This is a genomic window from Pedobacter hartonius, assembly GCF_900107535.1.
Taxonomy (GTDB): Bacteria; Bacteroidota; Bacteroidia; order Sphingobacteriales; family Sphingobacteriaceae; genus Pedobacter; species Pedobacter hartonius.
The window spans coordinates 370448-393941 of sequence record NZ_FNRA01000003.1 but is presented as its reverse complement, the minus strand read 5'-3'; the positions used below and the strand labels follow the sequence as shown (position 1 = coordinate 393941).

Annotated in this window: 19 protein-coding genes, 1 pseudogene and 1 riboswitch; of the genes and pseudogenes, 6 read left to right on the top strand and 14 right to left on the bottom strand. The window is 44.3% G+C overall.

Annotated elements, in window-relative coordinates; translation table 11 throughout:
• Nucleotides 1–10 precede the first annotated feature (10 nt).
• From BLW16_RS07755 to BLW16_RS07745, 4 genes and pseudogenes are all read right to left on the bottom strand, one after another.
• On the bottom strand, nt 11–775 hold the full coding sequence (locus BLW16_RS07755) for a 6-phosphogluconolactonase (RefSeq protein ID WP_090556153.1): 765 nt from the start codon (nt 773–775) through the stop codon (nt 11–13).
• A gap of 263 nt (nt 776–1038) precedes the next feature.
• Complete coding sequence (locus tag BLW16_RS07750; protein ID WP_139298281.1) at nt 1039–1710, bottom strand: helix-turn-helix transcriptional regulator; 672 nt, start codon at nt 1708–1710, stop codon at nt 1039–1041.
• 9 nt (nt 1711–1719) lie between these two features.
• Nucleotides 1720–1875, bottom strand: a pseudogene (locus BLW16_RS24000) (triple tyrosine motif-containing protein); the annotation flags it as partial.
• A gap of 75 nt (nt 1876–1950) precedes the next feature.
• Entirely contained in the window at nt 1951–3960 is a 2010-nt protein-coding gene (locus BLW16_RS07745) for a ligand-binding sensor domain-containing protein (RefSeq protein WP_090555975.1), read from the bottom strand.
• Between the two features lie 249 nt (nt 3961–4209).
• On the opposite strand from BLW16_RS07745, the gene BLW16_RS07740 reads away from it, so the two are divergent.
• On the top strand, nt 4210–4974 hold the full coding sequence (locus tag BLW16_RS07740) for a ThuA domain-containing protein (protein WP_090555974.1): 765 nt from the start codon (nt 4210–4212) through the stop codon (nt 4972–4974).
• Between the two features lie 180 nt (nt 4975–5154).
• Here BLW16_RS07740 and BLW16_RS07735 read toward each other — a convergent pair whose 3' ends face one another.
• Entirely contained in the window at nt 5155–6096 is a 942-nt protein-coding gene (locus tag BLW16_RS07735; RefSeq protein ID WP_090555973.1) for an RpnC/YadD family protein, read from the bottom strand.
• 121 nt (nt 6097–6217) lie between these two features.
• Here BLW16_RS07735 and BLW16_RS07730 point away from each other — a divergent pair, with 121 nt between their 5' ends.
• Nucleotides 6218–7573, top strand: a complete 1356-nt coding sequence (locus BLW16_RS07730) for a serine hydrolase domain-containing protein (protein WP_090555972.1) — start codon at nt 6218–6220, stop codon at nt 7571–7573.
• Nucleotides 7574–7638: 65 nt separating this feature from the next.
• Here the strand turns inward: BLW16_RS07730 and BLW16_RS07725 are convergent, their stop codons facing one another.
• The 5 genes from BLW16_RS07725 to thiM all read right to left on the bottom strand — a co-directional run bounded on the left by BLW16_RS07725 (nt 7639) and on the right by thiM (nt 11446).
• On the bottom strand, nt 7639–8469 hold the full coding sequence (locus BLW16_RS07725) for an alpha/beta fold hydrolase (RefSeq protein ID WP_090555971.1): 831 nt from the start codon (nt 8467–8469) through the stop codon (nt 7639–7641).
• Nucleotides 8470–8547: 78 nt separating this feature from the next.
• The gene (tenA, locus tag BLW16_RS07720) at nt 8548–9201 is read right to left on the bottom strand and encodes a thiaminase II (protein ID WP_090555970.1); all 654 of its coding nucleotides are present in this window, start codon (nt 9199–9201) and stop codon (nt 8548–8550) included.
• Nucleotides 9188–10021 carry a bifunctional hydroxymethylpyrimidine kinase/phosphomethylpyrimidine kinase gene (gene thiD / locus BLW16_RS07715; protein WP_090555969.1) on the bottom strand — a complete coding sequence of 278 codons (834 nt, stop codon included), beginning with the start codon at nt 10019–10021 and terminating at the stop codon, nt 9188–9190. The genes tenA and thiD overlap by 14 nt, the downstream gene beginning before the upstream one ends.
• Nucleotides 10018–10647: a thiamine phosphate synthase gene (thiE, locus tag BLW16_RS07710; RefSeq protein ID WP_090555968.1), complete on the bottom strand. Its 630-nt coding sequence runs from the start codon at nt 10645–10647 to the stop codon at nt 10018–10020. Before thiE ends, thiD begins: the two co-directional genes overlap by 4 nt.
• Nucleotides 10634–11446 carry a hydroxyethylthiazole kinase gene (gene thiM / locus BLW16_RS07705; protein ID WP_090555967.1) on the bottom strand — a complete coding sequence of 271 codons (813 nt, stop codon included), beginning with the start codon at nt 11444–11446 and terminating at the stop codon, nt 10634–10636. Before thiM ends, thiE begins: the two co-directional genes overlap by 14 nt.
• A gap of 43 nt (nt 11447–11489) precedes the next feature.
• Nucleotides 11490–11582, bottom strand: a riboswitch (TPP riboswitch).
• Between the two features lie 18 nt (nt 11583–11600).
• Between thiM and BLW16_RS23855 the strand changes: the two genes are divergently transcribed.
• Nucleotides 11601–11732 carry a hypothetical protein gene (locus tag BLW16_RS23855; protein ID WP_262497152.1) on the top strand — a complete coding sequence of 44 codons (132 nt, stop codon included), beginning with the start codon at nt 11601–11603 and terminating at the stop codon, nt 11730–11732.
• A 102-nt stretch (nt 11733–11834) separates the two neighbouring features.
• On the opposite strand, the gene BLW16_RS07700 is transcribed toward BLW16_RS23855, so the two are convergent.
• Both BLW16_RS07700 and BLW16_RS07690 read right to left on the bottom strand, forming a co-directional pair.
• Nucleotides 11835–12125 carry a hypothetical protein gene (locus tag BLW16_RS07700; protein WP_139298280.1) on the bottom strand — a complete coding sequence of 97 codons (291 nt, stop codon included), beginning with the start codon at nt 12123–12125 and terminating at the stop codon, nt 11835–11837.
• 251 nt (nt 12126–12376) lie between these two features.
• Nucleotides 12377–13072: a pseudouridine synthase gene (locus tag BLW16_RS07690; protein ID WP_090556152.1), complete on the bottom strand. Its 696-nt coding sequence runs from the start codon at nt 13070–13072 to the stop codon at nt 12377–12379.
• Between the two features lie 308 nt (nt 13073–13380).
• On the opposite strand from BLW16_RS07690, the gene BLW16_RS07685 reads away from it, so the two are divergent.
• Nucleotides 13381–14880, top strand: coding sequence for an acyl-CoA dehydrogenase family protein (locus tag BLW16_RS07685; RefSeq protein WP_090555964.1), 1500 nt, complete (start codon nt 13381–13383; stop codon nt 14878–14880).
• Between the two features lie 219 nt (nt 14881–15099).
• Complete coding sequence (locus tag BLW16_RS07680; protein WP_090555963.1) at nt 15100–18765, top strand: CheR family methyltransferase; 3666 nt, start codon at nt 15100–15102, stop codon at nt 18763–18765.
• A gap of 14 nt (nt 18766–18779) precedes the next feature.
• Here BLW16_RS07680 and BLW16_RS07675 read toward each other — a convergent pair whose 3' ends face one another.
• Entirely contained in the window at nt 18780–19187 is a 408-nt protein-coding gene (locus BLW16_RS07675; protein WP_090555962.1) for a Dabb family protein, read from the bottom strand.
• 67 nt (nt 19188–19254) lie between these two features.
• Nucleotides 19255–20805, bottom strand: coding sequence for a carboxylesterase/lipase family protein (locus tag BLW16_RS07670; RefSeq protein ID WP_090555961.1), 1551 nt, complete (start codon nt 20803–20805; stop codon nt 19255–19257).
• A 101-nt stretch (nt 20806–20906) separates the two neighbouring features.
• Here BLW16_RS07670 and BLW16_RS07665 point away from each other — a divergent pair, with 101 nt between their 5' ends.
• Nucleotides 20907–23489: a BamA/TamA family outer membrane protein gene (locus tag BLW16_RS07665; RefSeq protein WP_090555960.1), complete on the top strand. Its 2583-nt coding sequence runs from the start codon at nt 20907–20909 to the stop codon at nt 23487–23489.
• The last annotated feature ends 5 nt before the right edge of the window (nt 23490–23494 follow it).

Sequence of the window (23494 nt, the reverse complement as noted above, 5' to 3'; positions counted from 1 at the left end):
TTCAATTGGATTATCCCCGGAAACTGTATCCGCGTTGCTCTGCATAGGCGGCAATTTCTGCACCGGCCTCTGCATCAACCAGGATCTCGCAGTTTGGGTGCAGCTGAAGCACGGAAGCCGGAATATCGGTGGTCACGGGGCCGAGCACAGCCTGTGCAATGATTGACGCCTTATGGCTGCCTTTTGCAATAAGGATGACCTTCCGGGTATGCATGATGTTTTTGATTCCCCTCGTTAAGCCACCTGGTTTTGTTCCCTGCTTAAGCTGTGTCTCCCGGCAGACACGGGCTTCAAGGTCAGGATCCAGTGCAGCTACCCATGTTTCGCTTTCGAAGGGTGTACCGGGCTGGTTGATGCCTATATGTCCATTGGTGCCTATACCCAGCATTTGGAGGTCTGCACCTCCGCGTTCCAGCAGGCGCTTTTCAAATAGGAGGCATTCCTTTTCAAAGTCGTAAGACAGGGTGGGGGGCATGATGAAATTCCTTTCGGGGATTCCCAGAGGGGCTGCAACCTGTTGGAGTATCCTGGTATAACAACTGCCTGCATATTCCCTTGGCAGGTTGGTGAGTTCATCTACATTGAAAAGCGTGATGTCCGAAACATCAAAAGGGTACTGCGCGTGGATCTCGCTCAGGAGTCTGTGCATATCAATAGTAGTTTGCCCTGTAGAAAGCCCAATTACCGCATTTGGTTTCTCCAGCATCTGCGCAATTATCCGCCATGCTGCGGTAACATTGAATTCTTCCTCGTTTTTTGTGATCGTTATTTTCATGGTAAGGTATTTATGTGGCTTCCCCACGGTATATGCTCTTAGCTGCAACACAATAATTATTAAAATTTTGATAAAAAAAAGAATAAGGACAGATTAAATCTCTTTTTAATGTTTATATTAACGCTATCAAATTTTGCAATCCGAAATTTTATACCCGCAGGGGGCTGTCCACCTATAAAAATTGATTTTAACGCTCCATTAACTGGAACAATCTATATAAGAGCTTTTCGTCAGGAAGTTAACGGGGAAATCTATGTGACAGATTAAGCAGGGTTCTGTGTAATCCTGATTAAGAAATCATATAGATTTATCTCTGTTGAAAGCTCTAGTTTTTTACGGATACGGTACCTGCTGATCTCCACGCCCTTCAGAGAGATATTCATGAGCTGTGCAATCTCCTTAGAGCTGAGGTTAAGACGTAAGTAAGCGCATAGTTTCAGTTCCGTGGAGCTCAGAGCAGGATATTTGGTTTTTAATATGGACAGGAAATTGTTGTGTACCTGGTCAAAATAAATCGCAAACTGACTCCAGTCGTCAGCTCTTTTCTCGATCTCATCCAGTATCCTGAAGACACTACGGAACTCATGTTCGGGATCTGAAATGCTGGTCTTTTTCATCATCGTCAGTAAAGCCTGTTTGATATTCACCAGTATGCCTCCCCGTTCTACCAAATGCATCGTTACCGTGGCCAGTTCTTTGTTTTTAAATTGCAGTTCTGCCTCCAGGTTTTCTTTTTGCAGGGTGATGATCTCTTTTTCGTTTCTGTCCAGCTCTAAACTATACAGATAATTCAGTTTTGCCTGTTCCTCTTCATGTTTTTGCTGATGAAGCGCAAACCTCTTTTTTTGCCAGATCAGGATACCGTATACCAGACAGGCGGCGAGTATAAGGTATATCAGGTAGGCCCAGATGGTTTCATACCATGCAGGATTCACTATAAAAGTATAACTAACTGCAGACGATGCTTTCCCTACATTGTTTCTTGCCCTGACGGAGAACGTGTACCTCCCTGAGGCCAGGTTGGTGTAGTCTTTTTCAGTTCTGGGCGACCAGCCAGACCAGCTTTCATCAAAGCCCAGCAGTTTGTAGCTAAACTCGATCGGGCTGTTCTGTGCCGACAGCGTGGAAGAGTACTCAAAATGGAAGGAGTTCCACTGGTTTGGCAGGTCTGTTACCTATTTGTTCTTCCTGCCGGAAATACCGGAATAATCAGGAGAAAAATAACCTCCAAATATCAGGCTGTCCTTTTCCGCAATAGCTTTCACTGAACTCAGCAATACTTTCAGCTGCGTTTTTGATGCCACATACTTAGCATAGTTCAAATGGAAAACGCCGTCACCGGAGCTAATAAAAATATTGTCATCATTGTAAGGATAGATAAATTCATCCCCTTTTACCGTTTGTGCAGTGAGTTCCGGAAAGTAGATCTGGAAATAAGCCTGCTGAGCTGAGGTTTTACTGAAATCAACTACGCCGACCCGGTGATTGCTCACGAACCAGATATTATGGTGAAGGTCTTCTGTCAGATATTCCACTGCATCCTGTTTGAACAGGGATTTGTAAAATGAAGATGGAACTACTGTATTCCGGCCCTTATCAAATTCATATATTCCTTTCTCGGTCGTGATCAGTATCTTATTCCTGATGAGGTAAACGTGATTATGCAATTTGGAGGGCAATCCGTCAGCCGTTGTAAAATTCTTTACGCTGAGCACCTTCTTCCGGTCGGCAGAAATTTTAATCCTGTATATTCCCCGGAATGGGTGAGAAGCCCATACCGTACAGCTGTCTTCAACCAAAATATTGCTTAGCGATTCGTAGATGCCGTCAATTTTCCCGGCTTCCTGCAATTTACCCTGGTTATCCCTCAGTATTTCCAGCCCGGTGTAGGTACCTGCAATGATGTCGTCTCCCGGAGGGAAAGGTTTAAATCCCCATACGCCCTGTTTGGTCATCACCGGAAATGCAGTATTGCCTTTGATCACATGTGCACCATCCTCGTGGGCCAGTAACAGCCGGTGATCGGTCTCAGTCAGGCTGAATACTTCTCCACGGGTATTCTCAACCTGGCTGAACAGACCCTTGCTGGTACTCAGGTCTTTTTTTGAGAAGTCGAGCGCTGTACTGTACAGACCGTTGGAAGTACCAATATACAGTTTGCCTTCAAAAATCCTGACTGCATTGCTGACGCTCTGAATTTTGTTTACGGGATGGATATGTTTAATTGCCGTATTGTAATTGATAAAAGAGATTCCATTTTCCAGGCCCAGCCAGATGTTCTGATTATGGTCTGACAGGATGCCAAGCACATTCGAATTCTGAAGCCCTTCCGCGGTAGAGAAGCGCTGGATGAGCTTACCCTCTTGATCCAGGATGAAAAGGCCATTTGCTGATGTACCTATAGCATAGCGGTCATTAGCTATCTTTTTTGAACAGTTGATCAAATCATGATGGAATAAATCGTCGGCCCCGGTGTTCTTTTTGACGATACCGGAACGCGTTAGGCTGTAGAGCCCGTTTTTAGCGGTGCTGACCAACAGGGTATCTTCTTTATAATCCAGGATTCCGTTGACCTGAAGCGTCTTGGTTTGTACCCTGCTGAAGGGCTGCCATTTCTCATCTCTGATGATCAGCAGTCCGCTGCCCCTGTCCACAGCGAATACTTCTGTTCCTGCTACACTGAGGGTCCGCCAGCCACCAACGGTGTCAAAAACCCTGATCCGGTTATTTTTTAGCTGAAAAATGGCTTCTACTGTACGGAAGAAGATTCCGTTTTTGGAAATGACGATGTTCCATATATCTGCAAATTGCCTGGCTTTCAGGGGAAGGAGGTGTTTGAGGGAGTGGAATTTTAATACGCCTCTTTTATCGGGAAAGAAATATCCGAGTTCGTCCTGCCCGCCCACATAGATCCTGCCGTCATCATCAATTGCCAGGGATTTCACAGGCGTTCTGTTTGGCATTGCATACAGCTTCCAGTAATTGCCGTCAAAAGTCAGGAGGCCGTCGTTATTTGCGTGATACAAGATTCCCCGGTTATCCTGTATCAGGTCCCAGATCTCCGTTGCAGCATTGTAATCAGCACTTTTATAATTTTTTATAGCCGGCAGGCCAATGTTGGGCTGTGCAAATGCCGTGCTGAATAATATAGGGCAAAAAATAATCATAAAAATGATTTTCTTCATTTTGGTTAGACGTTGATCATTTGTTCAGTTCATCAAATCTATAGGAATAGCTGACTAAATGTGCATGTTAAATTAGTTAAAGAATTCGCAAAATCAGCAGGAAACGGCGATTATTAGTCGTAAATAGCAGATTGTTAACGTTGTATTATTGTTTTTGATGTTACAGCTATAATTTGATCTGGCAGTGTCGATGTAGTACCGGATTTATATGTTTTCGTGATACTTTTGTAAATAAATATTAATTTCAATATGAAAAAAATCCTGTTCCTTTCAGTTATTTGCCTGTTTTCTATTTGTACCGTATGGGCGCAGCAGAAGACCCCAAGATTTAAAGTGATTGCATTGTGTGAAAACGGGGGGAATCATGTGGAGTATTCAAAAGCCGCCAGGGTATGGCTTGACCAGCTGGCGGCCACCAATAATTTCGCGGTAGACTATATTCAGAACACCGACCAGATCGACGATGCTTTCCTTGCGCAATATCAATTGTTCATCCAGCTGGACTATGCGCCGTACGCCTGGAAAGAAAAAGCGGTAACTGCCTTTCAGAAATATATTGAACAGGGAAAAGGGGGCTGGATAGGTTTTCATCATGCCACCCTGATCGGGGAATTTGATGGTTACCCGATGTGGACCTGGTTTTACCGTTTTATGGGCAGAATCAAGTTCCAGAATTACATCGCCACTTTTGCCAGAGCGACCGTTAAGGTGGAGGATAAAAAACATCCGGTAATGAAGGGTGTTTCATCCTCTTTTCCTGTGGCGAAGGAAGAATGGTATGTCTATGATCAAAGTCCGCGTCCTAACGTACACGTTCTGGCTACAGTTGATGAATCTACCTATGAACCGGCATCAGAGATCAAAATGAAAGGCGACCATCCTGTAGTATGGACCAATCCTGAGTATAAGGCGAAGAATATTTACATATTTATGGGGCATGCCCCGGAGTTGTTCCAGAATAAAGATTATACAACATTGTTCAGGAATGCCATTTTCTGGGCTGCAGGTAAATAAATCATATTTAAACTGGTACCATAAGATAGCGGCAAAATTGCCGCCAGTTATTCAACGTGCTGCTGCAAATGCTGTCCATGCCGGTTTGCTGAACAGTATCTTTAAAGACAGCCCGGAGCTTACCGCTTCAGTTCAAAAATAATTGTTTAATTTATTCTGTATCCATACACGGGTACAGGATCAATTCAATTCTGATCTTACCTTCCTCACCAGGCTTAAGGGCACTTCAGCAAAGTCAACTATTTCTTTGTCAGTAAAACCGTGTTTGGTAATCAGTCTGGTAATTTCATCTTGCTTCGCCTCTCTTTTACCTTCCCTTTTTCCTGCCTTTTCACCAATCCGCCTGCCCCTGATCTCGGCTTGCCCTATTAATATCTCTTCAATAGTCATATTATTAATATTCTTATTTGTTAACAAATTAATCTCATGATCAAATTTAACTTTTGTTTCTGAAAGTTCAAAACTTATATAGAAAAAAAGAAAATTCATCATGAGCTTTTCTTTTCGTTCCGGGAGTTTTCTGTCGAGGACCGATCTGGCAATCTTCAATTTATACTCCAGCAGTGCATGATCAAACCCCTGTTTATCTTTATAGATTTTCTTTAGTGTTGTGGCCTTCGCAATCAGGATGATCAGCGCAAAAGGATTCCCGTGCTGCATCAGGTAATCGTTATCCTGAACAGCTATTTTGTAGGGGTTGAATTTATAGATCAGGCTAGTCCCATTACAATTGATTTTGAATGCATTTGTACGTTTAATCCCGTTTGGCTCTGTGAAGATTGAATAAGCCGTGATTGGCTTTTTGTATTTGTCATACAGCCTGTTAAAGTAATTGTACGTGCGCTGGCTAAAATCCCTGGTGTATTTATCCTGGACTTCCAGATGCAGGAGTATCCATTCTTCTCTTCCTTCGTGCGTATAGAGCTTGACGAGTTTATCAACTGTTCTCTGTTCATAGATCCCTTCATCGGACGGAAACTCCTGATGAAGCTCCTTGTCCATAAATACAATTTCCCTGTCCGCATTAATAGTCAGCGCTAAAACCGGATCTATGAAACGGAGGAAATCCCTGAAAAATGGTTCCAGAATCCCTTTCCATAAAGTGTCGTTTTGCTTTCTCACAGGGGCAACTTAATACGGAAAGGGTATAATGTGGTTATTTATTTTTTAACACTATATTTATTCCCTGATCATAAATCAGGGAATAGGGCGTTCTGTCAGTGTTCCCTTATAACGCTAAGTCATGAAGAAATTTGTTTTAACCCCTTTGCTGTTTGTTACCTGTACACTCATTACAATACTTGCAGGTTCCATAAACACTACGGGTCAAACGCTAAACAAAGTAAAAATAGATAGCCTGCTGCAAGCTGTTGCAGGTGATAACCAGGCAATGGGCAGCCTTGCCATCGCACATAATGGCAGCCTGGTATACCAGAAAGCAATTGGCTATAGTGCAATAGCCGGTGCAAACCACACGGCGGCTAATATCAAAACACATTACCGCATCGGATCCATCAGTAAAATGTTTACTGCGGTAATGGTATTTCAGTTGATAGAAGAAAGAAAAATAACACTGGATACCAAACTATCTTTTTTTTATCCGCAGATACCGAATGCAGATACCATTACGATCAGCCAGATGCTGTCCCACCGGAGCGGTCTGTATAATTTTGTACTTGATACCGCTTACCAGACTTATATGGTTAGCCCCCGTACGCAGGCAGAGATGCTGGCTACTTTCGCGGCCCAGCCTTCAGTTTTTGCACCAGACAGCAAAGCGGAATACAGCAATACTAACTTTGTCCTCCTGGGTTATATTGTAGAAAACCTGACAAAAAAGACTTATGCTGAGGCACTCAAACAACAAATCACGCGTAAACTGGGGCTGACAGATACTTACTATGGCGACAAAATAAATGCTGTCAAAAATGAAGCTTATTCCTACCAGCCCAGAAATGGCTGGCAGCAAATGCCTGAAACAGACATGAGTATTCCCGGCGGGGCGGGAGCTGTTGTTTCCACACCATCTGACCTGGTTAAGTTTATCGGTGCTTTATTTTCGGGTAAGCTGATCAGTGCCGAGCATGTTACATTAATGAAAACCCTGAATGACAGTTACGGAATGGGGATGTTCCAAATTCCCTTCGGTCCTAAAAAGGCCTTAGGCCACAACGGGGATATTGATGGCTTTTCTTCTGTAGTGGGTTATTTTCCCGAAGAAAAGATGGCCTACGCATATTGTGCCAATGGTATTGATTATAGAGTCAAAGATCTGATCAATGGCGTACTGAGGATATATTTTAACATGAGCTATACGATTCCCACATTTAAAACACCTGTGCTTACCAGTACCGATCTGGACAAATACCTTGGAAACTATTCAAGCCTGCGCATACCAATAAAGATTAAGGTCACAAAAGATGGCAATACGCTTATCGCCCAGGCAACCGGGCAGGCTGCATTTGCACTGAAACCTTTGGATAAAGACAAGTTTGGCTATGCCCTGGCGGGAATTGTGATGGAATTCAGGCCTATGTTTGGTGAGTTCACACTAAAACAGGGCGGCGGAGTATTTCCGTTCATTAAAGACGAACAGTAGGGCCTGCAATAGATGAACACACAGGCGCTGGACTGACCGTAATTTTATTGCCTGACGCAGCGAGTTTATTGTTTCGCAAATTGCAGTAACTCAGCATTGAACCTTTCATATGCCAGCAGAAAGTACCATTGCCCGCCTGTTTCAAAAACAACCAGTTGCGAGTTACTGATCCATTCATGTGCCTGCTCAGCGATAGTAAATGGGATCACGCTGTCGTCTTTTGAGTGCATGATCAGGGTAGGGATGTCAATGCTGCTCAATAAAGGCCGCAGTTCTATTTCTCTCAGTAATCCCGGTCTCTGCTTAAAACCCTTCTCAGCCGTTTCGGGAAGAATATTGTTCAGCCAGTGGTCTGCCTGTGATTTTCCGGCTTCTTTAGAAGGCTGGAGAATGGGCCCAAAAACATCCTCTATGCTTCCCTGATCCTTCTCGAAAGATTTGATCAGCCGATTCAGTTCGTTGACGCTCAGTCCATAGGGATAATCGCCATGTCTGATATATAAAGGAACATTTGAGCTGATCAATGCCAGCTTACTCACCCGGGAAGGACGGTATCTGCTTAGATAATACGCTGCGATTACACCTCCAAAGCTATACCCGCACAAGACGACTTCTTCCAGCCGCAATATTCTCAAAATCTTATTGATATCACGGGCATGCAGTTCCACATCATAATTATCCGGGCTTTCGAATTGTCCAAAACCCCTTAGTGTAATACCTATGGCACGATATCCATTTTCGGCCAGCATATCGTAAGTATATTTGAATATCAGGTCACTCAAAGGTAAACCCGGGATCAATACCAAAGCTTTTCCCCTGCCTTTATCAGTTATATGAAGTTTAACACCCGGTTCAACCTCAATATATCTCTCATCGCTATCAATCGACGTGTTCATATCAGTTAAATTTTACAAATAGAACGTTTCTTTAGGTGTAAAATTATACTTTAAATAAATGTTAATGTCTCTTTAGTATTAAATCGGCCACTTTTCCAGTTGGTATGCGCTATCCCAGAACATCCATTCCAGCCTGGAAGCCATTACAAAAGCTTTTGTCATCTGTTCCCGTTGTAAATCAGAGCACCTGGAAGCAACATCGTCACAAATTTCAATTGCTTTTTCTACCAGCAGGCCAAATTCTTCCCCTGCATAGGTATCTATCCAGTCCTGGTAGGGGTTGTTTTTACCATCCTGGTACTGATAGATATGATCACCTACTTTTTTATAAATCCAGAAGCAGGGTAATACGGCAGCCATTGCTACTTCTACCTGATCGAGACTGGCTTTAGTGAGCAGAAATTGCGTATAGTTGTGGCAGGTAGGCGAGGCCTCTGCATCGCCGGTCACGTTGAACTGCCTGAAGTAGCCTTCATGTAGCGACCGTTCTACCACTACGGCTCTTTCCGCAAAGCGAATAAAATCGAGGGTATAAGGATGGTTGAAACACCTTGCTGCAATCAGTGCGAGCGCCCTGCTGAATTCAGCCAGATATACCCCGTCCTGCTGCATATAGAAGCGGAAACGGTCCAGGGATAATGTGCCGGACATCAGTTCCTGGTTAAAAGGCATTTCAGTAACACTGGTATAGATTCCCTCTATTTCTTTCCAGGCATTTTCAGTCCACTTCATATTGTGTTAGTTTTTGAGGATTAAAAAAATGATTTAAGGGGCCGTGGCCATGGCCGGTTTTCACGTCCTTTCCCTGCAGTATAGCCTGATAAACATAGGCCCTTGCTTTTGATATCGCATCTGCCAGGGTATGGTTTAAGGTCAGATAGGCAGCAATAGCCGAAGAAAGTGTGCAGCCTGTTCCGTGTACATTATCGCTTTCTATATAATCCGATTCAAAGACCTGCTCTGCACCCTCCCTGCTGGTATAAAAATCGTAAACTTTCCTGCCTTTCAGGTGGCCGCCTTTTAAAAGAACCGCAGAACAGCCCGTTTGCAGCAATGCTCTTGCCGCACTTTGCATTTCGGCCAGATTACTGATCTTCTGCCCGGTTAAGATCTCCGCTTCGTCTACATTTGGAGTGATTAGTGCCATTAATGGAAACAGGACTGTTTTTAAAACAGATACCGTATCATCGTTGATCAGCTTGTCTCCGCTTGTGGCCACCATCACCGGATCAAATATCACTGGTATATCCGGGTATGTAGCTAAGGTGTCATGAATAGCGATGGCCAGTTCAGTACTGTGCACCATACCTATTTTGATAGCTGATGGTTGAATATCATCCATTACTGCCTTGATTTGTCCCTGTACAATCTCTGCAGGGATGCTGTGGATGTCCCTTACGCCCATTGTATTTTGGACGGTAACGGCAGTAATTGCCGAAGTTCCAAAACAGCCCAGGGCGGAGAAGGTCTTCAGATCTGCCTGGATGCCGGCGCCGCCACCGCTGTCTGATCCTGCGATGGTCAGTACCGATGGATATTTATATCGTTTCATATTGATTTTTCAATTTCATTTCTAATCACTGCGGCAGCCTTTTCGGGATCATCCGCGGAACAGATCGCCGATACCACTGCCAGACAATTGGCACCCGCATGAATGATCGCTGCTGCATTCGCGGCATGCACGTTCCCTATGGCAACCAGGGGATACTTTGTGAGTGAACGTACTTTAATGATCCCGTCAAGTCCCCATTCAATGATCGTATCCTGTTTGGTAGGAGTTGCAAATACAGGGCTTAAAGCGATATAATCAGCTACCATTGCATTCGAAGTACTCAGCTGATCGAGATGCTCCAGCGAGTATCCCAGGACAGACTCCGGCCACTGCATTCTGATCATCACGGGGGACAGATCAGAATTTCCTACATGGATACCTGCTGTGCGGCCGTGCATCGCCACAGAAAGCACATCATTGACGATCAGGGGAACATTATATTTGTCCAGCAGTTCCTTTAACTGCAGGGTCTTTTTTAAAAAATCTTTTTCCTGAAGTTCCTTTTCCCTGATCTGTACGATGTCAACCCCGCCCTTAACGGCTGATTCAACCACCTTAAAAAAATCTTTTCCGAGGCATGCCTGCTGATCGGTAACGAGGTAAAGTTTATGATTAAATGCCGGCATTTTCTTCTTCTAAGATCAGTAACTCGTTGAATTCTTGTTCGGTGATCGTGGCCAATACATCTAAAAAGTGCATTTGCAGGCTCCCCGGGCCTTTGGCTAACGCTGCAGCTTTTTCGCCGGCTACGCCCATCAGTGCCATGGCAGCTACGGTTGCCTCAAAGAGGTTTGCCGGGTTTGCTGCACAAAAAGCACCTGTCAGGGCAGTTGCCGTACATCCCATTCCTGTTATTCTGGCCATTATAGGATCACCATTTTTTAACGAGACACACTTGCCCTCATGAATAATGCTATCTGTTGCGCCGGAAATGCATATCACGGCGCCGGTGGTTTTATTCAGATACCGGGCAGCTTCAGGTGCTTCTTCGGTTTTATTCACACTATCCACACCTTTGGTTGGTGTACTCACTTGTGCCAGTGCCATGATCTCAGAAGCGTTAGCCCGGATAACTGAGGGATGATAAATACTGATCAGTTCCTTCAGTACGGTATCACGGTAATGGGTAGCACCTGCGCCAACGGGATCCAGGATCCATGGTTTTTTCAATGTTTCGGCCTGTCTGATGGCCAGTCGCATGCTTTCCACCCAATATTCGTCGAGCGTGCCTATATTGATCACCAGTGCCCCTGCAATACTGACCATGTCTTTCATTTCAGGATGCGCATGTGCCATAATTGGCGATGCACCGGCAGCCAGTAAGGCATTTGCCGTATTGTTCATCACCACATAATTGGTAATGCTGTGCACCAGGGGCGAAGTATTTCTTAAGCCCGAAATATAATTCCAGAGTCTCTGCTTCATATCAAATAATTTACAGCGATAGCAGCGCTTCCGAACGGAAGATTTGAATTCATTTGCTTTTTCCTACGCCGGTATGAACCGGATCAGGTGCAAAGTGTATGATCTCAGTCCGTTGCGGACACCACTAAAGCCATGACAAGTTTAACGATTTTTTATGAGATTAATTACATCTCCTAAGGCAAAGCTTAACTATCCGTTTGCAGTGAGAATCGTCACCATGCTACCGCGCCTGAAATACGATATCAGGATCGTTCCGGCTTCATGGAAGTATGGATGTCTATGGTAAAACTGACATTGGTCTGAGTTAACTTCGAGTTTAGGGTTCAAATTACGAAGTTAACTCAGACCAATGTCAATTTTACCTCAGAAGTAAGTAAACATATGTATATTATGAGCTGACTTCATTTTTTGCTGCCCGGTAATGCTGGCGAAGAAAATAATCTCCCAGTAAAAGTGTGCAGGACATAAACAGGGTAATGATATAAACCGACGGAATGTGGTTCAAAAAAGCCAGGATCTGAGAATAAGTATTGTTTTGGGTGGTATAAGTATGTTGCCCGTCATTTAGCAACAACAGCAGGATGACTGCCGCTACGGTTGCTGCAATAGCAAATCCGGATTTTTTGCCGATGATTGGCTTATAGACCGCCCAGTTCTCCATTTCCTGTAGCTGGCTCATCACCATATTGCTAAAGTTTGCCGGCGCTTTCTCTATTGCATGCAGACTTATCAGAGGGGGTATTTGTTCAAAAGGAACTGCTTACTTTTGCAGCAAATGTATTAACCGGGTACAGCCCTGATCCGGGCTGGCGGCTGAATGGGGCCCTGAATATAATGGGCAGTAACCCAACAGGTTTTCTGGGGACAACGAATGGTATAGTCAGTTCGTCTTTTAGTTGAACAAAGACCTGGTTAAAGATAAAGTCTGGCCTAATCGTTGTCAGACAGTTCCCATTTCATCAGTTCCATTACCCGTTTAAACTCATCCTGTAAAGTTGCGGTAAGATGAAGCTCCTGTTTGGTTACCGGATGGACGAAGGAGAGCTCGGAGGCATGAAGTAACATGGTGGTCATTTCCCATTGTTCCTTAAAAAACTTGTTCTGCTTGTTGCAGCCATGTTTTCTGTCGCCAATAATGGGATAGAATATATGTGCAAAATGTTTCCTCAACTGGTGCATTCTGCCAGTGGTAGGTGTAGCCTCAACGAGTGAATATCTTGATGTAGGATGTTTACCGAGCGAGATATCCAGTTCTGCCTGTTTTAGGGTGACAAATGAGGTGAATGCATCCTGGATCATACCGTTTTCCTTTACCAGCGGATAGTCAATGTCCATACTTTCGGGCGAATATCCCCTCACAACAGCTTTGTATTTTTTCTTAACGAGGCCCTCCTGGAATTGCTTATGCATGGCTATCTCCACCTCTTTTTCGAAAGTAAACAGCAGCAGTCCGCCGGTTTTTCTGTCCAGGCGGTGTACAGGGCTGACATACCTGTTCACCTGGTCCCTTAAAAGCTGCAGGGCAAATTCTTTTGCATCATTTGCGATCGGGGAACGGTGAACCAGCAAACCATGGGGTTTATTGATTGCTATTAAGTGTTCGTCCTGGTAGACAATATCCAGCATATTATTTTTAGCAAAGATAACATTCCCCCGCATTTTAATAATTAAATCCTCAAAATGGGAGTTATGAAGTCAAAAAACTGATTTTTACTATTTAGTATGATTATAAATAATATATTTGCAATATTTATAGTACCTTACGTACTTTATATGCGCTGTGGCATATAAATGAGTGACGATACCAAACAAAATATCTTAAAGGATTTTAAAATGTTTCCGGAAAGATGACCAAAATCACTTAATACTTCAGGTGGCTGGGTTATCTTCGAATTTCGTTCTCCAATAGATCTACTAAGATAATTACACGATATATGACACTGACCGACATCAAGTTTTCAGAATTCCTAAAAGACTTTGAAAAAACACTGAAATATTTATTTCACGAAAAAGAAAACATCAATACGCTAAGTTTAAAACGAGGGCTGCCACCTGAGTTAATGAATGAGATCCTCTCCGAAAGACCACTTTCTGTAGCCATCCCGGAGCAATTCGGCGGCCGCGGCAGCAAGGTTAAGGAATGTCTGGGCATTTTAGCAGCAGCTTCTTACGAGTCGCTTCCTTTGTCGCTTACTTTCGGAATTAATATTGCCCTGTTTTTAGAGCCTGTTTCTAAGTATGCTGATGAATCGGTGAAAGAAGGGATATTCCACCGCTTCCTGGAGAACCAGAATATGGGTGGATTAATGATTACCGAGCCTGATTACGGCAGCGATGCCCTGAACATGAAGACCATGAACCAGGAGGTGGAGAACGGTTACAAAATTAAAGGTACCAAACACTGGCAGGGATTAACCGGTCTGGCTGATTACTGGATCATTGCCTCCCGTAAAGCACTGGATAACGGAGAACTGGGAAGAGATATCGATTTCTTTATCAGTGACAATTCAATAAAAAAACAACAGGTGGTAGTAGAGGAACTGTATGACAATGCGGGATTATATATGATTCCCTATGGTTTAAATAAGCTTGACCTGGAGGTGCCTGTGAATTTTAAATTACAGCCTGAAACTACCGGCATCAAAATGATGCTTGATATTTTGCACCGAAGCCGGATGCAGTTTCCCGGAATGGGTATGGGTTTTATCAAAAGAATGCTTGATGAAGCGATCTCGCATTGTACCAGCAGAATAGTTGGCAGCGGCAATCTGCTGGCGATAGACCAGGTGCAGTTCTCGATCTCAAGAATGCAGTCTGCCTATACGATCTGTTCTGCCATGTGCGCAAAGAGCAGTGAGATCAGCGGAATTGCCCATAACCTCGCTACTGAAGGCATGGAGGCAAACACAATGAAGGCTGTTGTTACAGATCTGATGCAGGAATGTTCGCAGCTGCTGGTTCAGCTTTCGGGTGCCAACGGGTACAGGATAAGCCATATTGGTGGCCGCGGGATCATGGACAGCAGGCCTTTCCAGATCTTTGAAGGCTCCAATGAAATGTTATACGCGCAGATCGCAGAGATCATTACGCGTTCCATGAAAAAACAAAAACAACTGCATTTATTTGACTTCCTTAAAGAACTCAGCCTTACCGCTGAAGCCTGTCTTCATTTTAAAAATGATCTCAGCTTTACACTGAACCAGGTTCTTTCTCAGCGTAAACTGGTTGATCTGGGTAAAATCCTCGCGAGGATCATCTGCATCAGTTATGTGCTTGATCTGGGAAAAAAAGGATTCAGAAATGATCTGGTACAGAATTGTATTGATACCGTAAAACAGGAAATTGCTGCCCTGATGTGTTCTTTCAAGTTTGATAACACCGTTCAGGTAGTGGAAGGATATACCGAACAAAGCTCATGGCTTAAATTCGCATAAACCAAATTTATTTTAGCAAAGCCGGTTATTTCCACAATGGAGATAGCCGGCTTTGCGGTTTATACCTGTTCTGTGCGTATAAAATGGATAACAGGTATGATGTGTTCAGTTACCGTTAATTAAAGTTACCTTTAGCTCATCCTACCACATGATATAAGCTATGGCTTATCTTTAATATTAAAGAGACATCTCATTTTAATTTTATCTTAAATCAATTTAATGAGCAAAGTAAAAGGGTCGGCTGACGACTCTGTATCGTCCAATCAATTCCCTGTTGTTGGAATTGGAGCATCTGCTGGTGGACTGGAAGCTATCAGCCAGTTTTTAAAGGCTATTCCAAAAAAATCGGGCATGGCCTACGTTTTTGTACAGCACCTAAGCCCGAACCATACGAGCGTTTTGCCGGAGATATTAAGGAAAATCTCAAAAATACCTGTTCATCAGATCACAAATAATATCCATCTTGAAGAGGATAATTTTTATATTATTCCTGCCAATAAGATTCTTACTTCTACTGATGGGGTGCTTCAGCTGGCTCCTCTGGATGACAAACATTTTAAGGTGAAGATCATTGATCTTTTTTTCTCTTCCCTCGCAGTGGTCCATCAGAGTTACGCGGTGGGCGTTATCTTATCAGGAACAATGACTGACGGAACGTTGGGACTGGAAGTCATCAAGGCCTATGGTGGAATTACTTTTGCGCAGGACGAAGCCTCTGCAGCCTATGACGGCATGCCGAAAAGTGCCATCAGTTCCGGCCTCGTGGATTTCGTACTTCCGCCGGCGGAAATTGTTGAACACCTGATGACCATCAATCATCCTTTTCATACCGATTATTCGGACATCGGGATCGCCAACACCACCCCTGAACAGGATGAAAATGTTTTTAAACAGATCCTTACTGTTTTGCGTGTGAGAAGAGGGGTAGATTTTACCTATTATAAATCCAGCACTTTAAAGCGGAGAATTGTGCGCCGGATGGCAATCGCCAGGATGGAACAGCCACAGGATTATCTCGTTTACCTGCGTGAACATAAGAAGGAACAGGATGCGTTGTATAACGATATGCTGATCTCCGTTACAGATTTTTTTCGTGACCCGGTAAGTTTTGAACTGCTTTGCAGTATTATCCTGCCGGCATTGCTCAATCAGAAAAGTCCGAATGAGCCGTTAAGGATCTGGATAGCGGGCTGTGCAACAGGTGAAGAGGCATATTCCTTTGCCATATGTTTACAGGAATTCCTGGGTGATAAAGCAGCGCTGATAAAAATCCAGATTTTTGCTACTGATATCTCGGAAACTGCCATTGCAAAAGCGCGAACAGGGATATACAGGCCATCCGATATCAATGGTCTTACGCCTGAACGCCGGAAACGTTTTTTTACAAAAATTGACGACAATTATCTGGTCAATAAGAACATCCGTGATATGTGCATATTTGCACACCATAATCTGTTGAAAGACCCGCCTTTTTCAAAAGTAGACCTGATCAGCTGCCGAAATGTGCTCATTTATCTTGAACCGGTTTTGCAGAAAAGGATATTTAATACTTTCCATTACTCCCTGAACCCGGAAGGATTTTTGATGCTGGGTAAATCAGAAAGTATAGGGAAAAATGAAGATCTGTTCAATGCCTATAATAATCTGGAAAGGATTTTCAGACCGAATCCCCTGCGGAAAAGATTTATGCAGGTAACCATGCAGGATCACATCCGGAATTTTAAGAATGCGGATATGCATGTGCCGAAGGAAGGCGGTGCGCAGGATGTGTTTAAGCTTGCGGACGATGTGATCTTGTCAAAATATGTTCCTGCGGGAGTGCTGATCAATGAAAATTTTGATATTGTCCAGTTTCGTGGTATCACTGATCCCTGGCTTGTACTTTCACCGGGTAAAGCAAGCCTGAACCTGCTGAAGATGGCAAGGGAAGGCCTGGCATTTGAGTTAAGAAATCTGCTGCATGAAGTGAAGCGGACGAATGCCCTGGCCAGGAAGGAAAATGTACTGTTCCGCTTAAACGGGGCACAGCGGTACGTGACGATAGAAGTAACGGCATTAGCAGGGGCGCTGGACCTGCATTATCTGATTATGTTTGAAAATGGGTTCGCAGCAGATACACAGTTACCCAAACCCGGCAGCGGAGGAAAGAAAACGGCTGATCCCAGAGACCTGAGGATCGAACAACTGGAAAAGGAACTGGTGCAAAGCCGTGCAGACATGAGAACAGTGAGCGAAGAACAGGAGGCCGTGAATGAAGAACTGCAAAGTGCCAATGAAGAGATGCTGTCTGGCAGTGAAGAACTGCAAAGTTTAAACGAGGAACTGGAAACCTCCAAGGAAGAACTTCAGAGCACCAATGAAGAGATCAATATCGTAAACAGTGAATTGCTGGACCGCAATGAACAACTGAATAATTCCAGGAGTTATACCGAAGCAATTATCAACACCATACGGGATCCCCTGATCATATTGGATAAAAACTTAAAGGTTAAACGTGCCACGGGAGGTTTTTACACCAAATTTAAAGTCACCAAAAAAGAAACCGAAGGGCGTTATTTTTACGACCTTGGTAATAAACAATGGGATATTCCTGCCCTTAGGGAGCTTCTGGAAAGTATATTACCTGAGAAAAAAGTATTTGCCGATTATGAAGTTACCCATGTTTTTCCAACCATCGGGCGCAGGGTCATGTGCGTAAACACCCGGCAGCTGGATAATGTGAATGGTGAACAGCTGATCATACTGGCTATAGAAGACATGACCGATAAGCGTAAGGTGGAAGAAGGACTGGCAGAGGTGGAACTGCTGTTTAAAGAAAGTAAGGAAAGGTTAAAGCTGGCCGTTGAGGCGGCCGGACTTGGCACCTGGGATTATAGCCCTTTAAATGATGAACTGATTCTTGATCAACGCAGCAATGATATGTTAGGTCTGTCCTCTGCTGATGGAATTGATTATAAGATTTTCATTAGCCTGATCCATGATGAAGACAAGGGGCAGCTTGATGAGGCCTTAAAAGCCGCGCTGGCAGGCGTGGCTGAGGGCGAATTTGAGCGGGAATTCCGTACGGCGGAAACGAAGCAAAATAAACTGAAATGGATAAAATTTAAAGGTAAGGCCTATTTTACCCAGAGAGGTATTGCGTACAGGTTTGTAGGAACATCACTGGACATCACCTCTCAAAAATCACATGATGAGTCAACTTTAGAACTGTTGAAACAAAAAGATGATTTTATCAGTATTGCCAGTCATGAACTGAAAACGCCCATCACAAGTTTAAAGGCCTCTCTTCAGCTCATTAGCAGAATGAAGGATAATCCTTCTCCAAAGATTCTGAATTCGCTGATAGATGTTTCTATGCGGAGCCTGGACAGGGTAGGTATTCTGATCGAAGACCTGCTGAATGCAAGCCGTTTTAATCAGGGGCACCTTCACCTGAACAGAACAAAGTTTGTATTGTCACACGTGATCGAAGATTGTTGTCAGCACGTAAGGATGGGAGGGAAGTATAACATCATTACTACAGGTGAGCTGTCACTCGAAGTTTTTGCAGATGGAGAGCGGATTGATCAGGTAATGATCAACTTTGTGAACAATGCCATCAAATATGCACCAGACATGAAAGATATTCATGTTGTTATTGAAGAGATCAATGGGATGGCTAAAGTTTCAGTGATTGATAGAGGTCCCGGAATTGCTGCTGAGAAATTGCCTCACCTGTTTGACCGTTATTATAGGGTAGATACCAGCGGCCTGCAGTATTCTGGTTTAGGCCTTGGATTATATATTTGTGCAGAGATCATCAAGAAAAATGATGGTGAAATTGGTGTAGATAGTGTTGAGGGGGAAGGAAGTACATTCTGGTTTACTTTACCGCTTGCAGATTAAAAAAGTAGAAGCTGTTAAGCTTCTACTGCATCATAAACGATCACCTTTTCCCAAAGGTGGCTACAGTTTTTCACGAATTCCAGGTGTATGGGATGCGTTTGGTAGGTTGCCTGTCCGGCAATATCTTTGAAAAATATCAGTTCAGATACTGCCCAGCCATTGTCTACCACCTCTCTTTTTTCAGTGCTGGCCACAACGCCTACACGCATTTCGTGTACGGTCTCAATTTTGGCAAGTGTTTTTACACCGGCAATCAGTTTAGCACGGTCTTCTGCAGATCCGGGGTTTTTCAGCCAGAAAAACACATGATGCACAACGGGATATTTCTGTTCCATATTTGTTAGGGGTATTGCTGATGCAGCTGTAGCAGCGGTTAAAATTGCAGCGGTTCCAATAAATTTTCTTCGGGTTGATGTACTCATGTTTTTATAATTATTCCCCTTAAATTAATAAATAGTTGTGAACAGGCAAATCTTTCAGGATAATATTTTAATTCAGAACAAAACCGGAAGAGGGATAGTCCGGGTCATTATACACCTCCTTCAATTGCTCCGGTTGTGCAACCCGGTCAAACACCATTATCGTTTTGTTGTTCTTTCGATATAAAGGCCATTCCTGCTGGCTTACAGGGCCTGGATTTCCGCCTTTGATAAAATTTACCCATGAAAGGTGAATCTGCCTGGCAAGCTGAACTTCTTCGGGGTTGAAGGAGCGCTTTCCGTCAGAGAACCAGACGTAATCCAGTTCCTGCCCGTGATTGGCACCTGAATGATTCCTGCTGTAGTCAAAGCGGTACATCCAGAATGGGGTATCATTTGCTGCTAATACTTCAGCCAGGCGGTAAGTGTGCATCTGATACATGTATTGGGTAAACAAAGTAATGACCGGGCTGATGTTATCCGGATGTACTATTGGCTTTCCCAATGCTGAACTGACGTAAGGGGAATTGTTTCCAAACCAGTCTCTCAGCACTTTCTGATCAGGCTGGTAAAGCCTTTTATCAGCATTCATGAAGATTCTGCTCTCCGCACTATTCGTTCCGATGAGCAGCCTGACATGACGGTCAGGACGCTGTTTAAGGTATTGATACGGATCTTCGGTAATCACCTCCCCATCCTGAACAGGGCCGAAATAATTGGTGCCCTGAGCACCGCTGCAGACCTTGTTTTGGGCATCGATCAGTTGTGCAGTGCTCAATTTCAGGAGTGCTGCAGGACTGTTCAGCTGTAGCGTATCCAGTAGCCTCTGCCTGATGTTTTTGGCCGTGGTGCTATCCCTGATGCACTGTACGGCACCGCTCTCAAGAATCAATTGACTAAAATAACCTTTTGCCAGCGGAGAAACCAGCAGGGTGCTCACCAGTTTTGCGCCGGCAGATTCCCCCATTACGGTAACCTTTGAGGCATCCCCGCCAAATGAACTGATATTTTGCCTGATCCATTTCAATGCCATGATGCAATCCAGTAAACCGTTATTGCCCGAATTGCGGTATCCTGAATGCTGATCGCCCATATACAGGAAGCCAAAAACGCCAAGCCTGTAGTTAATGGTAACGGTAATAATGCTGTCCTGATCAGCAAAGGCATGCCCGTCCATCCCCTTCCCGGCACCTGAGGTCATCGCCCCTCCGTGCACCCATACCACTATCGGAAGTTTGGTCTTTCCTGATGTAAATGGGGTATATACGTTCAGACTTAAACAGTCCTCACTGCCTGTTGCCCCTTTTTTCGAACCACTATACTGTGATGCGATATTACCGAACTGTCTGCAGGATAACGTATCCTTCCATTGATCAGCAGGCTGCGGCGCTTTAAACCGGAGGCTGCCTACCGGAGGTTTTGCATACGGAATGCCTTTAAATACAAGAATGTTTTTTTCCCTGGTGCCCCCGACATATCCATTATTCGTTTTTACGGTCACACTCTGGGATGCTGCAGGTATGGAACAGCCGCAGAAAAAAAACAGGACTGCAAAGAAGCAAACTGCGGATAATGCTTTTTGATATTTAATGTGTGGAAATGCAAGATGAATGTTACGCATGTATAATTTTGAGTTAATTATTTTGTATTTTAGGTATAACAATGCAAGAGCGCGACTGTTTAAATGGATTTTAATTAAATTCACGCCGTAAATATAACCTTATGCTTAAAAGATTACCCTTAATATTACTATTTACCTTGTTTGCAGAATATGTCCAGGCACAAAATTCAGCGAGAGTAAAGTCATCCGCCGGTCAAAACTTCTCTGATAGTACTGTGGTTAAAGTTCACCCTGTGTATGCTGATGTTTCCGGAACCCATAAGTGGTTCTTTGGGGAAAACTACAGAAAAGAATGGGCTGCATCTGTTAAACTGCCATTAATCAAAATATCTAAGTTATATGGCGGACTGTCACCGGTAAAAGAGGGGGGAGGAATGCAATCCAAATCATTGCGGCTCGCAGCCCCGGACGGGATGGAATACGTGATGCGCAGTGTGGAAAAAACACCTGATAAATTGCTTCCGGAAGGCCTCCGCGAAACTTTTGCGCTGGATTGGGTAAGAGATGCAATGAGCGGGCAGCATCCTTTTTCGGCATTGATCGTTCCGCCGCTGGCGGATGCGGTAAATGTCAGACATGCCAATCCGGTGATTGGAGTGGTAGCGCCTGATAATGCGCTGGGCGAATACAATAAAGAGTTCTCAGGTATGGTTGTGCTGCTCGAAGAAAGAGAGCCGGGAGGTGAATCAGACAATACGCCTAAAATGATAAAAGAGCTGAATGAAGACAATGACCATCATTTTGACGGCAAACAGTTTTTGAGGGCCAGGCTGCTGGACCTGCTGATTGGCGACTGGGACAGGCACGAGGACCAGTGGCGCTGGCTGGATGTAAAGGAGGGCAAAGACAAAATATATGAGGCCATTCCGCGTGACCGTGACCAGGTATTTCATGTGAACCAGGGCCTGTTTCCTTCCATCGCTGCATTGCCCTGGATAGATCCGCTGCTGGGAGATTTTGGACCTACGCTTCCCGGTGTAAAGTATTCTTTGTTTAAAACACGGTTTATGAAGGGCTTCCCGGATGCACAGCTGAGCTATACTGATTATATGCAGGTAGTGAACGACTTTGTCAAGGCAGAAACCGATGATGTACTGGAAGCAGGCCTGAAACGTATGCCCGTTGAAGTATACCGTATGCGCCATGAGCAGCTCTTCTCCGAACTGAAACAACGCCGTGATCATATACCGGCCGCAATGAGCGGATTTTATCAGTTCATCAACAGGATCGTAGACATCCGGACGAGTGATAAAAATGAGAAGGTCACCATTACAGATGCGCCTGACCGTGGCACCAGGGTGGTGATCAATAAAATAGATAAAGAAGGGCAGGTAAAGGACCTGTTAATGGATATGACCTATCAGCCGGACATCACCAAAGAACTCAGACTTTATGTGGCTGGGGGGGATGACCAGGTGACGGTCAATACCGCTGCTTCGCCAATTAAACTGAGAGTAGTAGGAGGCGAAGGAAATGACCTGTTTGATGTGAAGCAGGCCGGCCGGAAGGTTAAGGTTTATGATCAGAAAGAGCATACCCAGTTTACCGGGGACGTAAAAAGATTAAAAACCCATCTTTCTGCTGATACCCTGAACAACAAATTTATAGCCACCAATCTTTATAATGTATGGATCCCGCTGGCTACAGCAGCCCTGAACAAGGATGACGGATTTTTACTTGGGCTGGGTGCCAGGTTTGTGAAAAAAGATGGATTCAGAAAACTGCCTTATTCCAGTTCACAGCAGATCATGGTAAGCCATTCATTTGCTACTGATGCTTTCCGCATCAAGTACGACGGGGAATGGATGCAGGCAATAGGCAAGGCCGATATTACTTTACAGGCATTTATTCAGGCGCCTGACAATACCATGAACTTTTTTGGAAGAGGCAATGAAACGGGCCTTGTAAAAGAAGGCAATTACCGCAGGTTTTACCGCACCAGATTTGATACTTACCAGGTAGATCCTGCATTGCGCTGGTATGTGGGAAATGGAAATACAATTAGCGCCGGCCCGTCCATACAGTTCTATCACCTGAACTTTGACGATAATGACGGAAGGTTTATCAACCAGCAGTCGCTGATCAATTCGTACGACAGTGCCACTGTAAACAGGGACAAGGCACATGTGGGCTTTCTGGTAAACTTTAACGCTAACCACAGGAACAGCAATTTCTTGCCTAGCGAGGGCTATTATTTTAATGTTACGCTGCAGGGATATACCGGCCTGAACCATTATTCCAAATCGTTCATGCAGATCAGGCCTGAGTTTACCTACTATCAAAAGCTGAACTCCCGCGGTACAATAGTGCTGTCAGATCGTGTTGGCGGTGGTGTTACCGTTGGTGATGCTGCCTTCTACCAGTCTATGTTTTTAGGTGGGCAGGGCAATTTACTGGGATATCTGCAAAACCGTTTTGCAGGGGAACATATGGTTTACAACAACCTCCAGGGAAGGATCAAGCTGTTTAATGTGGCCAGTTATATCTTACCGGGGCAACTGGGCTTAACCGGGTTCTATGATGCAGGAAGAGTATGGGAAAAGGGCGAGCACTCTGATAAATGGCACCAGGGCACCGGCGGGGGAATCTATTTCTCACCTGCCGGACTGACGATCATACAGGTGATAGCCGGGCATTCTAACGAAGGCTGGTATCCATTCTTTTCGATGAATTTCAGGATATAACAGGA

Coding starts and splice junctions, on each gene's coding strand:
- BLW16_RS07755 (WP_090556153.1), bottom strand. CDS start 775: ATGAAAATAACGATCACAAAAAACGAGGAAGAATTCAATGTTACCGCA.
- BLW16_RS23855 (WP_262497152.1), top strand. CDS start 11,601: ATGAGATTAATTACATCTCCTAAGGCAAAGCTTAACTATCCGTTTGCA.
- thiD (WP_090555969.1), bottom strand. CDS start 10,021: ATGAAACGATATAAATATCCATCGGTACTGACCATCGCAGGATCAGAC.
- BLW16_RS07690 (WP_090556152.1), bottom strand. CDS start 13,072: ATGCTGGATATTGTCTACCAGGACGAACACTTAATAGCAATCAATAAA.
- tenA (WP_090555970.1), bottom strand. CDS start 9,201: ATGAAGTGGACTGAAAATGCCTGGAAAGAAATAGAGGGAATCTATACC.
- BLW16_RS07665 (WP_090555960.1), top strand. CDS start 20,907: ATGCTTAAAAGATTACCCTTAATATTACTATTTACCTTGTTTGCAGAA.
- BLW16_RS07745 (WP_090555975.1), bottom strand. CDS start 3,960: ATGAAGAAAATCATTTTTATGATTATTTTTTGCCCTATATTATTCAGC.
- BLW16_RS07675 (WP_090555962.1), bottom strand. CDS start 19,187: ATGAGTACATCAACCCGAAGAAAATTTATTGGAACCGCTGCAATTTTA.
- BLW16_RS07680 (WP_090555963.1), top strand. CDS start 15,100: ATGAGCAAAGTAAAAGGGTCGGCTGACGACTCTGTATCGTCCAATCAA.
- BLW16_RS07740 (WP_090555974.1), top strand. CDS start 4,210: ATGAAAAAAATCCTGTTCCTTTCAGTTATTTGCCTGTTTTCTATTTGT.
- thiM (WP_090555967.1), bottom strand. CDS start 11,446: ATGAAGCAGAGACTCTGGAATTATATTTCGGGCTTAAGAAATACTTCG.
- BLW16_RS07725 (WP_090555971.1), bottom strand. CDS start 8,469: ATGAACACGTCGATTGATAGCGATGAGAGATATATTGAGGTTGAACCG.
- BLW16_RS07685 (WP_090555964.1), top strand. CDS start 13,381: ATGACACTGACCGACATCAAGTTTTCAGAATTCCTAAAAGACTTTGAA.
- BLW16_RS07670 (WP_090555961.1), bottom strand. CDS start 20,805: ATGCGTAACATTCATCTTGCATTTCCACACATTAAATATCAAAAAGCA.
- BLW16_RS07730 (WP_090555972.1), top strand. CDS start 6,218: ATGAAGAAATTTGTTTTAACCCCTTTGCTGTTTGTTACCTGTACACTC.
- thiE (WP_090555968.1), bottom strand. CDS start 10,647: ATGCCGGCATTTAATCATAAACTTTACCTCGTTACCGATCAGCAGGCA.
- BLW16_RS07700 (WP_139298280.1), bottom strand. CDS start 12,125: ATGAGCCAGCTACAGGAAATGGAGAACTGGGCGGTCTATAAGCCAATC.